The organism is Pseudoponticoccus marisrubri (assembly GCF_001482405.1).
Lineage (GTDB): Bacteria > Pseudomonadota > Alphaproteobacteria > Rhodobacterales > Rhodobacteraceae > Pseudoponticoccus > Pseudoponticoccus marisrubri.
Genome location: NZ_LPXO01000001.1, coordinates 55,254 through 69,326 on the forward strand (window position 1 = coordinate 55,254; position 14,073 = coordinate 69,326).

Below are 14,073 nucleotides of genomic sequence, written 5' to 3' on the forward strand. Positions count from 1 at the left end.
GATACGAGCCCTGCCATGCATCGCCGCGCCCTTCTCCTCTCTACCCTCGCCCTCATTTCTGCCTGTGCCACCGTTCCCGGCGAACAGGCGCTGGCGCCGAACAGCACGCTGATCGTCACGCGCCATGGCGACCGCGACGGCGAGGACCTCTCGCGCACCGGGCGCGCCCGCGCCGAGGCCCTGGTCGCCGCGCTGGACGGCATGGCACTGGATGGCATCTTCTCCCCCGGCATCGCGCGCAATCTCGACACGGCGGCGCCGCTCTCTCGTGCGCGCGATCTGCCGGTGCAGCGGCTCGCGCAGGAAGACCCGGTGCCCGAGTTGGTCACGCAGGGCGCCGGCAAGACGGTGCTCTGGGTCGGCAACAAGGGCAATATCGCGCGGATCTGGACGCAGTTGCGCCTGGGTGGCGAGATGCCGTTGACCTATGGCGACCTGCACATCATCCGCGCCGACGGGATGGGCCGGGTGACGATCGAGCGGCGCCGCTACGGCCCGCAGTGACAGTGGCCCCGCTCAGCCGGCCAGCAGGGCCAGCACCAGCGGGATGGTAACCACCGCCGCCAAAGTCTGCGCGGTGACCAACCCAGCCATGAAGGTGCCGTCGCCGCCCAGCTGTCGGGTCAGCACGTAGGCGGTGGGCGCCGTGGGGATGGCGCAGAAGATCACCAGCACCAGCGCCTCCTGCGTTCCCAGCCCCAGTCCCAGCGCCATGCCCGCCGCGAGCATAGGCATGGCCAGCAGGCGCGCCGCGCCCACAAGGGCCAGCGCCACGCCGTCCTGTCGCAGCGCCGCGGGACGCAGCGCCGCGCCGACGCAGAGCAGGCCCAGCGGCAGGCTGCCCTGCCCCAGCAGTGCAAAGACCCGGTCGGTCCCGAAGGGCAGGCTTTGCCCGCTCAGCGCAAGCCCGCCGCCGGCGAGGCAGGCGAGGATCAGCGGGTTGCGCAGCATCGTGCGCAGCAGGCGCAGCGGCTGGCCCAGCGCGCTGCCCTCGGTCAGGGCCATGATCGACAGCACGTTGACGAGCGGCACTGCGACCGCCAGCACCACCGCGGCCCGTTCCACACCGCCCGGTCCCGCCACGGCGGCGGTGACCGCGAGGCCCAGATAGGTGTTGAAGCGCACCACCCCCTGCAGGGCCGGGCCGAACCGCGCCGCCGGCACCGGGCGCAGCCGGCGCAGCCCGACCAGGATCAGCGCCGCAAGGCAGACCACGGCAACCGTCGCGCCGCCCAGCCGCAGGATCGCGGGGTCGCGCACCGGGGCATCCACCAGCGAGGCGACCAGCAGGGCCGGGAAAAGCACGAAATAGTTGATGCGCTCGGCCGCGGGCCAGAAGCCGGGATCGGGAAAGCCCGCGCGCATCAGGACGAAGCCCGTGCAGATCAGCGCGAAAAGCGGCCAGATCGTGAAGATGAGCACGGCAGGTCTCCGAAGCGCGACAATCCTGCGCGCCTCCTAGCACCTTCGCCGCGGCAATCGCCAGTCGGTTGCCGCCAGGGCCGATCGCTCAGGCGGCCAGCAGGTCCCGGAAAACATGCGGCAGGATCTGGTCGCGGGTCAGGCCCATCCGGGCCAGTTCGGCATCGCTGCGCGATTCCAGCACGATGATCTCGCGCAGGCGCGCACGGCGCAGCCCATTGGCGTTGAAGCCGAGCCCCCGCTCGGCGAAATACCAGTCGATCTTCTGTCCAAGGGGCGTGTGCCCGACACCGATCTGTACATTGTCACGTGGCATGTCCGGAAACCTTTCCTGCTCTGGCCGGTTTCCTCCCGCGTCACAGACTGGCACGGCGGGGCGACACGGCCTGCTCACCTGCGCGTGAGAGCGGCCCCTGCGCCCACCGGCTGCACAAAAAATGCGCCCGGATTTCCCCGGACGCATCGTGAGCGGTCAGTTGTCACCCCGATCAGCCCACATGGTAGAGGCTGGCGAAGAGCCGCGGGTCGAGGCTGTCCTGCTCGAACAGCGTGCCCTCGGTAAGGACCGAGACCGCGTCATGGCTGTGCAGGCTTTCCTGGTGGCTGGCCACCACGCGGAAATCCCCGACGCGCTGGTCGGCCAGCAGGCGCTCGGCAAAGAGCCGCGCGGCATCCTCGACGAAGATCGGGTTGGCGGCGTTCAGCTCGGCAAAGGCCTGCTCGTCCTCGCGCTTGACCATGACCTGCGTCTCGGTCGGTACCGCGGCGCGGCACATCTCGATCAGGTCCTCGAACCACAGGCAGTTGCCCTCTTCTACCTCGACCGAGATCCGCGCGACAGAGCGCTGCGAATGCGGCGTGGCCAGTTGCCCGCGCTCGCGCCGCGCGTGTTCGCTCAGCTCCAGCGAGCAGGGGCAGGTCGAGGAATAGACATAGTCCAGATGCATGATCTTGCGGCGCACGCCGGCGGTCTCGACCAGTTCCAGCGCGATGTCGTAATACTGGTAGCCCGACAGGCCGGACCGCAGGCTGTCGACCTTGACCGGAAAGGAGAAGCGCATGTTGATCCGCGCGTCGAAGCTTTCGAGGTCCGACTTGTAATCGTCCAGCGCCGCCTCGATCACGCCGAAGCTGAAGGTCTTTTCGGCATGGGCATAGAAGGAGCGCATGATGCGGCTCATGTTGATGCCCTTCTTGTCCGCCTCAAGGCTGACCGTGCCGGTGACCGAGGTCTCGAGCATCAGGTCGCCATTGTCGCGCGTGTGGTAGCGGATCGGTAGCCGGAAATTCGAGATGCCGACATGCTGGATCGCGCGCGGCACGCCGCGGATCAGCGAGGACGGCCCGTTCTGCAGGTCGGGCAGGCCCGCCTTGTAATCGGTGTCGACCGAGAATTCATGCGGGTAGGCGCGGCTGAGATCGGGATAGGCGCCCGCCACCGCCCCCGGCACGAGCCGGGCGAGCGCCGGGTCGAGCGCCGCCACCTCGTCCTGCTGTGCGCCGCCGGCCCAGCGGCGCAGCAGGGCCAGCGCCTCCTCGGCGTCTTCACGGCTCGGTGTCCGGTCAAGTTCAGGCGTGTGGATGTTCATCAGGGAGCACTCCCAACCCGTATCTGTGTCAGTCTAACGTAGGAATTGCACAGGCAATTTCCATTCATGACATTGTATACGCCGTATGCGACCGGTCGGATGACAATTAGTTCCCTTGCGGCCTCGCGGTCACGCCGCCGCCTCCAATGCCACATCCAGCGCCGCGGAGAGATCGGCCACCAGGTCCTCGGGATCCTCGATGCCCACCGACAGGCGCACCAGCCCGTCGCCGATGCCCAGCTGGGCGCGGATCTCGGGGCTGAGCCGCTGGTGGGTCGTGGTCGCGGGATGGGTGATGATCGAGCGCGCATCGCCGAGGTTGTTCGAGATCAGCACGATCTGCAGCGCATTGAGAAAGCGGAAGGCCGCCGGCTTGCCGCCCTCGAGATCGAGCGCCAGCATGGTGCCGCCCGCGCCCAGCTGACGCATCGCCAGCGCGTGCTGCGGATGGCTGTCGAGGCCGGGATAGATCACGCGGCGCAGCGCGGGATGGCCGGACAGGGCCGTGGCGATGGCCTCGGCCCCCTCGGTCTGGGCGCGCACGCGCAGCTCCAGCGTCTCGAGCCCCTTGAGCATGACCCACGCGTTGAACGGGCTCATCGAGCCACCCGTGTGCTTCATGTAGGGTTCCACCACGCCGCGGATATGCTCGCGCGGGCCAAGGATCACGCCGCCGAGGCAGCGGCCCTGCCCGTCCACATGCTTGGTCGTGGAATAAACGACGAGGTCCGCGCCCTGTGCGATGGCCCTGGAGTAGACCGGCGTCGAGAAGACATTGTCGACGATCACCTTGGCGCCCACGCCATGGGCCAGCTCGGCCACCGCCGCGATGTCGACCAGCTCCAGCGTCGGGTTGGCCATGGATTCGAAGAACACCGCCTTGGTGTCTGGCCGCAGCGCCGCGCGCCACTGGTCCAGATCGGTGCCGTCGACAAAGGTCACCTCGACCCCGTAGCGGGTCAGCACCTCTTCGAGCACGTAAAGACAGGAGCCGAACAACGCCCGGGCCGAGACCACGTGATCGCCCGCCCTCAGCATCGAGGTCAGCGCGCCGTTCACCGCCGCCATGCCCGAGGCGCAGGCAAACCCGTCCTCGGCGCCTTCCAGCATGGCCATCCGTTCCTCGAACATGGCCACGGTGGGGTTGCCGTAGCGGGCATAGATGAACTCGCCCGGTTCCGCCTTGAGAAAGCGCGCCTCGGCCGCCTCGGCACTGTCATAGACAAAGCCCTGCGTGAGGTAGATCGCCTCGCTCACCTCGCCCCATTGGCTGCGGCGGGTTCCGCCATGCACCAGGTTCGTGCGCCGTTTCCGTTCCATCCCGTGTCGTCTCCAACAAAAAAAGACCCCGATCGCGGCCAAGCGAAAGGAGCCTTTCGTCTGACCTCTTTAGCGGCATGTTTAACGTGGCCCGCAATCCGGTAAACAAATCGCCACGCTCAACGGATTAGAGGCCTTAAGGTCACATTTCAAGGGCGTCACGCAGGTGTAACCGCTCTTTCACGAATCCGTTGCAGCCTTGGCGTACCGGCCACCTACAAGATGTAGTGGATCGCTGCCATGCCCATGCTACGCATCACTGTGACGGACCAGGGCCCGCATCTCGACGGTGCGGCGGGCCCGCTGCACCCCGCGCTGGCCCGGGCGCTGGCGGCGGATGGTGGGCCGGTGACCATCATGATCCACGGGTTCAAGTACCTGCCCGGCCACAGCCGGCATTGCCCGCACCGCTCGCTGCAATCGGACGCGGCCCATCACGCCGATGCGCGCATCGTCAGCTGGCCCCGGCACCTTGGCCTGCGCGGGCAGCGGGGCGAGGGGCTGGGCATCTCCTTCGGCTGGCCGGCGCGCGGCTCGATCTGGCAGGCGCATCGGCGGGCCGCGCAGGCGGGGGATGCGCTGGCCGGGCTGGTGGCGCAGATCCGGCAGCTGGCCCCGCAGCGCCCGGTCCACGTGGTGGCGCATTCGCTGGGCGCGCGCGTGGCGCTGCAGGCGCTGCGTCAGGGCCGGCCCGGTGCCGTCGACCGCGCCATCCTGATGGCCGCGGCCGAGTTCACCGACACCGCGCGCGCGGCGCTGACCTCACCCGGCGGGCGGGCCTGCGAGGTGCTCAACGTCACCAGCCGCGAGAATGACCTGTTCGACTTCCTCATGGAGCGGCTGGTCGCGCCGCCGCGCCCGGGCGACCGGATGCTGGGGCTGGGCGCGCTGCGGCTGCCCAATCTCGTGACGCTGCAGCTGGACGATGCCGAGAGCCTGCACCGGCTGCGCGCCGCCGGCTTTGCCGTCGCCCCGCCCATGCGCCGGATCTGCCACTGGTCGCCCTATCTGCGCCCCGGGGTGTTTCCGCTCTACCGCGCGGTGCTGTCGGGCGCGCTGCCCCTGCCCCGGCTGCGCGCCCTGCTGCCGGACGCGCCGCAGCCGCGCTGGTCGCGGCTGGTGCCGGTGCTGGCCCGCCCGGCCACCCGGGCCATCGCAGCAGAATAGCGGTGGAAACGGCTTTTTGACGCGCCTGTCCTAATATTTGCGTGTGCCGCATGCCGGTCGTCTTGCACGCCTTGGACATGCGCCGCATGATGAGGCGCAAATGCAGGCGGGACACTAGATATGGAGTCATTTCTCACGCAAGCGGCCATTTTCCTGGGCGCCGCGGTGATCGGTGTGCCGATCGCGGCGCGGCTGGGGCTGGGCTCGGTTCTGGGCTACCTGATGGCTGGCCTGGCCATCGGCCCGGGCCTTGGTCTGGTGGTCGGGACCGAGGACATCCAGCATTTTGCCGAGTTCGGCGTGGTGATGATGCTCTTCCTGATCGGGCTGGAGCTGGAGCCCCGCGCGCTGTGGGACATGCGCCACCGGCTGGTCGGCCTGGGCGGCCTGCAGATCCTGATGACCATGGCCGCGGTCATGGTGGGCGCCATGGCGCTGGGGCTGGCCTGGCAGACGGCGCTGGCCGTGGGCATGACGCTGGCGCTGTCCTCGACCGCGATCGTACTGCAGACCCTGTCGGAAAAGGGGCTGATGCAGACCAATGGCGGGCGCTCGACCTTCTCGGTGCTGCTGACGCAGGACATCGCCGTCATCCCCATGCTGATCGCCCTGCCCCTGCTGGCCGTGGCGCCCGGCGTGTCGCTGAACCCCGACGGCTCGATCAGCCGCGGCGGCGACGCCCATGACGAGGTGCACCATGCCGTGTCGCTGGTCGAGGGACTGCCGGGCTGGGGCGTGGCGCTGGTCACGCTGGCGGTGATCGCCGGGATCATCCTGGCGGGCATCTACGGCGCGCGGCCGCTCTTTCGCTACATCCACGCCGCCCACCTGCCCGAGATGTTCACCGCCACCGCCCTGCTGATCGTGATCGGCATCGGCGTGCTGATGATCTCGGTCGGCCTGTCGCCGGCGCTTGGCACCTTCCTGGCCGGGGTGGTGCTGGCCAACTCGGAGTTCCGGCACGAGCTGGAGAGCCATATCGCGCCCTTCAAGGGGCTGTTGCTGGGGCTGTTCTTCATCACCGTGGGCGCGGGCATCGACGTGGAGCGTCTGCTGCAGGAACCCGTCATCATCCTCGGCCTCGCGCTGTCGCTGATCGCGGTCAAGGGTGCGGTGCTCTACGTGCTGGGCCGCGTCTTCGGGCTGCGCAAGCGGGGGCTGTGGCTCTTCACGCTGGGGCTGGCACAGGCGGGCGAGTTCGGCTTCGTGCTGATCTCCTTCGGGCTGCAGCAGCGCGTCATGCCGGACGCGCTGGCCGACCGGCTGCTGCTGGTGATCGCGCTGTCCATGCTGATCACGCCGCTTCTGTTCCTGCTCTTCGACTACCTCGCCAAGAAATTCCAGGAAACCGCGCCCAAGGTCGAGGCCGACGTAATCGACACGGCGGGGCCGGTGATCATCGCGGGGATCGGGCGCTTTGGTCAGGTCGTAAACCGGTTGGTGCAGAGCTCGGGCTATCGCACCGTGGTGCTGGACCACGACATGAAGACGATCCAGCTGATGCGGCGCTTCGGGTTCAAGGGGTTCTTCGGCGATCCCACCCGGCCCGAGCTGCTGCATGCCGCGGGGATCGAGACGGCCCGCGTGCTGGTGGCCGCGCTGGACGACCCCAAGGCCACGACAAAGCTGGTGGCCTATGCGCGGCGCCAGCGGCCCGACCTGCACATCGTGGCCCGCGCCCGCGACCGCACGCATGTCTACGCGCTCTACCAGGCCGGCGCCGACGATATCGTGCGCGAGATGTTCGACAGCTCGCTGCGCGCCGGGCGCTACGTGCTGGAGAATGTGGGGATGAGCGAATACGAGGCCGCCATCGCCGAGGAGACCTTCTACCACCACGACCGCAAGACGGTGCGCGAGCTGGCCAAGCTCTGGGATCCCTCGGTCCCGGCGATGGAGAACCACGCCTATATCGCGCGTGCGCAGGAGCTTGAGAAGGATCTGGAGACGGCGCTTTTCACCGCGCTGGAGGCACGCGCCAAGCAGGACGTCGCCTGAGGCGGCGCTTCTTACAGGCCATTTCGCAGGACATGAAATAGCCGCGCGCCCAAGGGGACGCGCGGCTTGAACTGTCGGACGGTCGGCCGGTTACGCGGCGCGCAGGCCCAGAACCTCGTCGACCTGGCGCGCGGCGGCGACCTCGTCGCCCGAGACGGCGGCGATCTCACGGGTCAGACGCTCCAGTGCGGCTTCATAGAGCTGACGCTCGGAATAGGACTGCTCGCGCTGGTCGTCGGCGCGATGCAGGTCGCGCACAACCTCGGCAATCGCGATCAGGTCACCGGAATTGATCTTCTGTTCGTATTCCTGCGCGCGACGCGACCACATGGCGCGCTTGACCTTGGCCTTGCCCTTCAGCGTCTTCATCGCGGCATCCACCACATCCGGAGAGCTGAGCGAGCGCATGCCGACTTCCGTGGCCTTGTGGGTGGGCACCCGCAAGGTCATCTTGTCCTTCTCGAAGGAAATCACGAACAGCTCGAGGCTGAGCCCGGCGATTTCCTGCTCCTCGATCGAGACGATCTGCCCCACGCCATGCGCGGGATACACGACGTAATCGTTGGGACGGAATTCGGCTTTTTTCGCTTTGGTCATATAGTCGCTTCCTTGCAGCTCACCCGTCACACAGGCGACAAAAAAAGACGACGGGGACCCCTAAGATTCCCGGTCATCTCGGAATATGGCGTTGTTCAGGCCCCCAGAGGCAGCACGGCCACGTGCCCTGTGCGTGATGTCATCATGTGAAGTGAGGGTATACCACAGCCCAAGCGCCAAGGCGAGTCCCTCGGCAAGCGCCGAAAGCTAGTGCGCGGCCAAGGGCTTGGCCAGCGCTCTTCACGCAAATCAACGGGATGTGATCCCGAATCGTCAGCCGCCCTCGCCGGGCTTTTCCGAGAAGTACTTGTTGAGCTTGTCGGGCTCGCCGTCGCGGGCGTCGGCCTCGGGCAGCGGGTCCTTCTTGGTGATGATGACCGGCCACATCTCGGAATACTTGCGGTTGAACTCGACCCACTTTTCCATGTCCGGTTCGGTGTCCGGGCGGATCGCGTCAGCGGGGCATTCCGGCTCGCAGACGCCGCAATCGATACATTCGTCGGGATGGATCACCAGCATGTTCTCGCCCTCGTAGAAACAATCCACGGGGCAGACCTCGACGCAGTCGGTGTATTTGCAGGCGATGCAATTATCGTTGACGATGTAGGTCATGGGCTCTCTCGGCTCTTCTACCGCCTAGCTAATTCAGGGGCCCGGATCATTCAAGCGTCCGGGACCGATCTTGGTCCAGTTTCCGGCGGTCGCGCTTGGTGGGGCGGGCATTGCCCTCCAGCCGCTGCACCGGGGCGGGTTCGGCCGGGTCGCGCGGCTTGGGCGGATCAAGATCCTCGTAGAGCGCCTGCGCCTCGGGCGCGGGGCCGCGGCGCGTACCGATCGCCTTGATGCGGATCACGCGCACGTCGCGCCCCTGGGCAAAGGTCAGCACGTCGCCCGGCCCAACCGCGACCGAAGCCTTCGAGATCGGGCGCGCATTGACCCGCGCATGGCCGCCGGCCGCCACCTTGGCGGCCAGCGAGCGGGTCTTGAAGAACCGCGCGTGCCAGAGCCACTTGTCGATGCGGATCCGTTCGACCGGTTCGGTCACTCAGGTCTTGTCCTTCAGCCCCATGAGCGCGGCGGCAAAGGGGTTGTCGGGGTCGATCTGCTTTTCCTTGCGCGGCGGGCGGGACTGGTAGGTCTTGGCGCCGGCATCGGGTTTGCCGCCCTTGCCCTTGCCTTTCGGCCCCTTGCCCTTGCCACGAGGCCGGTCGCCGCCGGACCGGTCGTCGCGCCGCTTGCCGCCCTCGGGGCGGTCGCCGCCGCGCGCCTCGCGCCGGGGCTTGCCGCCGCGGCGATTGCCACCGCGATTGCCGCCCCACGTGAAGGTGTAGAACACCTCCATCTCGGGGCCGGCGATGGCCTCGTCCGGGGCCTGACCGGGCAGCACCTCTTCCTCGGGCGTGTCGGGGACCGGGGTCTCGGCCACGGGTTCGGCCGGTTCGGCCGAAACGGGCGCCTCGCCCTGGTCTTCCAGCTGCGCCACAGGCTCGGCCACATCGGCCGGCGGCGGCGTCTCGCCCGCATCGGGCAGCACCCCGTCGGGCGCCTGCCGGGCGGCATCCATCACCGGCGTGTCCTCGGCCGAGGCGCCGGTCTCGGCCGAGATCACGGCATCGGCCGGCTTGGCCTTGGCGCGCTCGCCCTTCTCGGCCTTGTAGCCCAGCCCCTGCATCAGGTCGGCGAACTGCTCCAGCGTCATGCCGGTGATCGACAGCATGTCGGGCTTGGCCTCGAAGCCGCCGCGGCTGTCCTCGGCCCGGATCATGTCGGCCAGCCGTTCCAGCATGTCGATGCGGATCGCGCGGGCCCCGGCCTTGCGATAGCCGGCAAGGTCGTAATGCTGCGCCGGCACCTCGTCCATGTTGGGCACGGTCACCAGACCCGGCGGCGGCGCCTCGGGGAATTCGTCCAGCCCGTTGCCGAGGCTCCACAGCACCAGCCGCAGGCGGGTCGGCGCGGGCTTCAGCAGCAGCGGCATGAAGATCGTGTACTGGCCGAAGCGCACGCCGTGCTTGCGCAGGCTGCCGCGCGCATCCTGATCGAGCGCCTTGACCTCGTCGGCGACCTCGGCCCGGGGCAGCACGCCCATCGCCTCGACCAGGCGGAAGGCAAAGCCGCGGGCCAGCCCGCTCAGCGCCTCGTCGCCCTGCATCTTGACCAGCGGCTCGAACAGCGCGGCGATCTTGCGGTCCATGAAATGCTGCAGGCGGCGTTCCACTTTCTGCGCCACGTCGGGCCCGGCCTCGTCATCGACAAAGGCCACCACGCGCGGCTTGAGCGGATCGTCGCCCTTGGCCAGCTTGCCCACGGCCTGGTCGCCCCACATCAGGCCGCCCTGCTCGGTGAAGTCGATCTCGGTGTCGGGTGCGTTGTAGAACCGGTCGGCCCGCAGATGGAATTGCGGCGTCAGCGCCTGCAGGCTGGCCTGGCGCAGCGTCTTGGCCTCCTGTCCGGTGGCCTCCTTGTCCTGGCGGAACCGGAACCCTTCGAGCCGCCCGACGAGATGCCCTTCGACGGTGACCTCACCCTTATCGTTCACTTCGGCCAAGAGGGCCTCCTTCTGTTTCAACCGGCGAAGCAGGACGCTGGTCCGCCGGTCTACAAATCTTTGCGTCAGCCGCGCGTGCAGCGCATCCGACAGGCTGTCTTCTACCGCGCGGGTCGCGCCGCGCCAATGGTCTTCATCGCGCACCCAGCCGCGCCGCTGCGCGACATAGGTCCATGTGCGGATATACGCCAACCGTTTCGACAATGTGTCAATGTCGCCATCGGTCCGGTCGATCCGGTTGACCTGCCGCGCAAGGAAATCGTCGGGAACGCTGCCTTTCTCGTGCAGATGCCCGAAAATAACGCCAAGCAGGCCCGCATGTTCCGCCGGGCTGATTCCGCGGAAATCAGGGATCCGGCACACGTCCCACAGAAGCTGCACCGATTTCGGGTCCGACGCGCGGGCGCGCACCTCGGCCTCGCCGGCCAGCGTGCGCAGCGCGCGCAGGTCGTCGGCCTCGCGCGCCTTGACCAGGTGCTCGTGATCGGGCGCCACGTCCAGACTGCGCTCCAGCGCGTCGATGGAGCCGAAGCGCAGCTCGGCGCTGCGCCAGTTGAGCTTCTTCAGCGGCGTGAACTGGTGGTTGCAGATGGCCTGCGCCCATTCCTCGGGAATGGGCCCCGCCTCGCCGGTGACGCCGAAGGTGCCGTTGGTCATGCCGCGCCCCGCTCGGCCGGCGATCTGGGCCAGCTCGTTGGGCTGCAGAGGGCGCATGCGGCGGCCGTCGAACTTGGTCAGCGACGAGAACGCCACGTGGTTGATGTCGAGGTTCAGCCCCATGCCGATCGCGTCAGTCGCGACCAGGTAGTCGACCTCGCCGTTCTGGTAGAGATCCACCTGCGCGTTGCGCGTGCGCGGTGACAGCGCCCCCATCACCACGGCCGCCCCGCCTTTCTGGCGCTTGAGCAGCTCGGCGATGGCATAGACATTGTCGACCGAGAAACCGACGATGGCGCTGCGCGCGGGCAGCCGGCTGATCTTCTTCGATCCCGAATAGGCCAGCTGGCTCATCCGTTCGCGGCGCATGTATTCCACGCCGGGCACCAGCGCCGCGATCGGGCCGCGCATCGTGTCCGAGCCCAGGAACAGCGTCTCGTGCGTGCCGCGCATGCGCAGCAGCCTGTCGGTGAAGACATGGCCGCGCTCGGGATCGGCGCAAAGCTGGATCTCGTCCACGGCGACGAAATCGGCGCCCATCCCCTCGGGCATGGCCTCGACGGTGCAGACCCAATACTGGGTGCGCGGCGGGACGATCCGCTCTTCGCCCGTGACCAGCGCCACGACCGAGGGCCCGCGGATGGCCACGATCTTGTCATAGACCTCGCGCGCGAGCAGCCGCAACGGCAGGCCGATGATGCCGGAACGGTAGCCCAGCATGCGCTCGATCGCGTAATGGGTCTTGCCTGTATTGGTCGGGCCGAGGACGGCCGCGATCCGGGCTCTCTGGGCCATTGGCCCGCCTTCCTTGCTCAGGCGCGCGCTAGAGGCGGATGCCCTTCACGGCGCGTTCCAGCCGGCCCAGTGCCTGTTCGACATCCGAGTCATGCGGCCTGAGTTCAAGTACCCGCTCATATGCCTGATACGCAAGGGCACGGTTGCCGATCTGTTCATGGATCGCCCCCACCCCGCGCAGCGCGCCGAAATGCTGCGGGTTGAGCTCCAGCGCCCGGCCCAGCGCATCCATGGCCGGCCCGAAGCGCTCGGACTGGTAATAGGCCAGCGCCAGCCCGTGCCAGCCCTCGGCAAAGCCGGGCGCGTGGTCGGTCAGGGCGCGGAAATGCTCGATCGCGGCGCCGACCTCGTCAACCTCCAGCGCGTCACGACCGCGCTTGAGCAGCAGGTCCATCGCCGGCGAGCCCGATTTCGACCATTCCGACATCAGCTGTCTCTCCAGCCGCCGCGCCGCCGCCTCGGTCTCGGCTTGGGCCAACTCGTCCAGCAGTTCCGCCGTCCGCTCCTGCGCCAGCGCGGCGGGAGGTAGGGAAAACATGACTAGGGTGGCGATTGCCGCGAAGGTAGATTTGAATTCCATGTAGCCCGTGCTCATAACGTGACTTGGAGTTTAGCGTCCCGGCCGTCATTTGCCAGCGCACGATTCCGAGAGCGCCGAATGGGAGTGTAAGGAGATACCATGAGCGACACTGTGAGCGCGGCCGTCGCGGCCCTCAACGAGAAAATGGACGGACAGGGGTTCGAGGGAACCGCCAAGTTCGTGATCGAGGACGAGGGCAGCCTGATCATCGACGAATCCGGCGCCCGCGCCGGCGATGACGAGGCAGAGGTCACCCTGAGCGCCGACCAGGACACCTTCCAGTCGATCCTGTCGGGCGAGACCGATCCCACCAGCGCCTTCATGTCGGGCAAGCTGACGGTGGATGGCGACATGCAGGCTGCGATGCGCCTGGCCCAGGCGCTCGCCTGATGGATCTCGTCCCCGCGCCCTTTCACGCCGACCTCTCCGAAGGCCCCGACCATGCCCGCGCCTACTGGGTCACGGCCTCTGACGGGCTTCGGCTGCGGGTCGCGCATTTCCCCTCCGACGGGGCGCGGGGCACGGTGCTGCTCTTTCCCGGCCGCACCGAGTATGTCGAGAAATACGGCCGCACCGCGGCCGATCTGGCCGCCGCGGGCTATGGCACGCTGGCCATCGACTGGCGCGGACAGGGGCTGGCCGACCGGATGCTGGATGAGCGCCGCACCGGCCACGTGGCGGTGTTCGAGGATTACCAGCGCGACGTGCAGGCCATGCTGGCCTTGGCCGACACGCTGGAGGTGCCCGGCCCCCGCCACCTGATCGCGCATTCCATGGGCGGCTGCATCGGGCTGCGCGCCATGATGGACGGGCTCGACGTGGCGTCGAGCGTGTTCACCGGGCCGATGTGGGGCATCCGCATCTCGAACCCGGTCCGCCCCGCCGCCTGGGCGATCAGCCGCATGTCCAAGTCGCTGGGCGCCAGCCATCTTTTTGTCCCCGGCACCGGGGCCGACAGCTATGTCGCCTCGGCCGATTTCGAGGACAACCTGCTGACCACCGATCCCGAGATGTTCGACTACATGCGCCGGCAGGTGCTGGCGATCCCCGACCTGCAGCTGGGCGGCCCCTCGCTGAACTGGCTGCACGAGGCGCTGGCCGAGACCCGACGGCTGGCGCGACGCGCCTCGCCCACCCAGCCCTGCCTCTGCCTGACAGGCACGAACGAGCGCATCGTCGATCTCGACCGCATCCGCGCGCGCATGGCGCGCTGGCCGGGCGGACGGCTGGAATGGGTCGAGCGCGGCGAACACGAGGTGCTGATGGAGGCGCCCAAAACGCGCGCACGCCTGATGGCCGAAATCACCGCGCTGTTCGACACGGCAGGCGACAGCCGCGCCGGTGCCAAGGCCCGCGCCTGATTGGACGGGATCCAGACAATTGACACCTTTTGACCGGGG

General features: G+C 68.1%; 14 protein-coding genes and 1 riboswitch. Of the genes, 5 read left to right on the forward strand and 9 right to left on the reverse strand.

Annotated features, from left to right (window positions below; all coding sequences use genetic code 11):
• The first annotated feature begins 15 nt into the window (after positions 1 to 15).
• Positions 16 to 504: a histidine phosphatase family protein gene (locus tag AVJ23_RS00275; protein WP_058860158.1), complete on the forward strand. Its 489-nt coding sequence runs from the start codon at positions 16 to 18 to the stop codon at positions 502 to 504.
• A 12-nt stretch (positions 505 to 516) separates the two neighbouring features.
• On the opposite strand, the gene AVJ23_RS00280 is transcribed toward AVJ23_RS00275, so the two are convergent.
• The 4 genes from AVJ23_RS00280 to metZ all read right to left on the reverse strand — a co-directional run bounded on the left by AVJ23_RS00280 (position 517) and on the right by metZ (position 4,331).
• Positions 517 to 1,422, reverse strand: coding sequence for an AEC family transporter (locus AVJ23_RS00280; RefSeq protein WP_058860159.1), 906 nt, complete (start codon positions 1,420 to 1,422; stop codon positions 517 to 519).
• A gap of 88 nt (positions 1,423 to 1,510) precedes the next feature.
• On the reverse strand, positions 1,511 to 1,738 hold the full coding sequence (locus AVJ23_RS00285; protein WP_058860160.1) for a hypothetical protein: 228 nt from the start codon (positions 1,736 to 1,738) through the stop codon (positions 1,511 to 1,513).
• Between the two features lie 172 nt (positions 1,739 to 1,910).
• Positions 1,911 to 3,011: a GTP cyclohydrolase FolE2 gene (gene folE2 / locus AVJ23_RS00290; RefSeq protein ID WP_058860161.1), complete on the reverse strand. Its 1,101-nt coding sequence runs from the start codon at positions 3,009 to 3,011 to the stop codon at positions 1,911 to 1,913.
• A 129-nt stretch (positions 3,012 to 3,140) separates the two neighbouring features.
• On the reverse strand, positions 3,141 to 4,331 hold the full coding sequence (gene metZ / locus AVJ23_RS00295) for an O-succinylhomoserine sulfhydrylase (RefSeq protein WP_058860162.1): 1,191 nt from the start codon (positions 4,329 to 4,331) through the stop codon (positions 3,141 to 3,143).
• 48 nt (positions 4,332 to 4,379) lie between these two features.
• Positions 4,380 to 4,458: riboswitch (SAM riboswitch) on the reverse strand.
• Positions 4,459 to 4,571: 113 nt separating this feature from the next.
• Here metZ and AVJ23_RS00300 point away from each other — a divergent pair.
• Complete coding sequence (locus tag AVJ23_RS00300) at positions 4,572 to 5,498, forward strand: alpha/beta fold hydrolase (protein ID WP_058860163.1); 927 nt, start codon at positions 4,572 to 4,574, stop codon at positions 5,496 to 5,498.
• A 120-nt stretch (positions 5,499 to 5,618) separates the two neighbouring features.
• The gene (locus AVJ23_RS00305) at positions 5,619 to 7,496 is read left to right on the forward strand and encodes a cation:proton antiporter domain-containing protein (RefSeq protein WP_058860164.1); all 1,878 of its coding nucleotides are present in this window, start codon (positions 5,619 to 5,621) and stop codon (positions 7,494 to 7,496) included.
• Between the two features lie 90 nt (positions 7,497 to 7,586).
• On the opposite strand, the gene AVJ23_RS00310 is transcribed toward AVJ23_RS00305, so the two are convergent.
• From AVJ23_RS00310 to AVJ23_RS00330, 5 genes are all read right to left on the reverse strand, one after another.
• The gene (locus tag AVJ23_RS00310; RefSeq protein ID WP_058860165.1) at positions 7,587 to 8,093 is read right to left on the reverse strand and encodes a CarD family transcriptional regulator; all 507 of its coding nucleotides are present in this window, start codon (positions 8,091 to 8,093) and stop codon (positions 7,587 to 7,589) included.
• A gap of 273 nt (positions 8,094 to 8,366) precedes the next feature.
• Positions 8,367 to 8,705 (reverse strand): ferredoxin FdxA, encoded by a 339-nt coding sequence (gene fdxA / locus AVJ23_RS00315; protein ID WP_058860166.1) that lies wholly within the window; start codon positions 8,703 to 8,705, stop codon positions 8,367 to 8,369.
• A gap of 46 nt (positions 8,706 to 8,751) precedes the next feature.
• Positions 8,752 to 9,138: an RNA-binding S4 domain-containing protein gene (locus AVJ23_RS00320; protein ID WP_058860167.1), complete on the reverse strand. Its 387-nt coding sequence runs from the start codon at positions 9,136 to 9,138 to the stop codon at positions 8,752 to 8,754.
• The gene (locus AVJ23_RS00325; protein ID WP_058860168.1) at positions 9,139 to 12,093 is read right to left on the reverse strand and encodes a helicase-related protein; all 2,955 of its coding nucleotides are present in this window, start codon (positions 12,091 to 12,093) and stop codon (positions 9,139 to 9,141) included.
• A 28-nt stretch (positions 12,094 to 12,121) separates the two neighbouring features.
• On the reverse strand, positions 12,122 to 12,631 hold the full coding sequence (locus tag AVJ23_RS00330) for a tetratricopeptide repeat protein (RefSeq protein ID WP_058860770.1): 510 nt from the start codon (positions 12,629 to 12,631) through the stop codon (positions 12,122 to 12,124).
• Positions 12,632 to 12,772: 141 nt separating this feature from the next.
• Here AVJ23_RS00330 and AVJ23_RS00335 point away from each other — a divergent pair, with 141 nt between their 5' ends.
• Entirely contained in the window at positions 12,773 to 13,063 is a 291-nt protein-coding gene (locus AVJ23_RS00335) for an SCP2 sterol-binding domain-containing protein (protein WP_058860169.1), read from the forward strand.
• Entirely contained in the window at positions 13,063 to 14,034 is a 972-nt protein-coding gene (locus tag AVJ23_RS00340; RefSeq protein ID WP_058860170.1) for an alpha/beta hydrolase, read from the forward strand. Before AVJ23_RS00335 ends, AVJ23_RS00340 begins: the two co-directional genes overlap by 1 nt.
• The last annotated feature ends 39 nt before the right edge of the window (positions 14,035 to 14,073 follow it).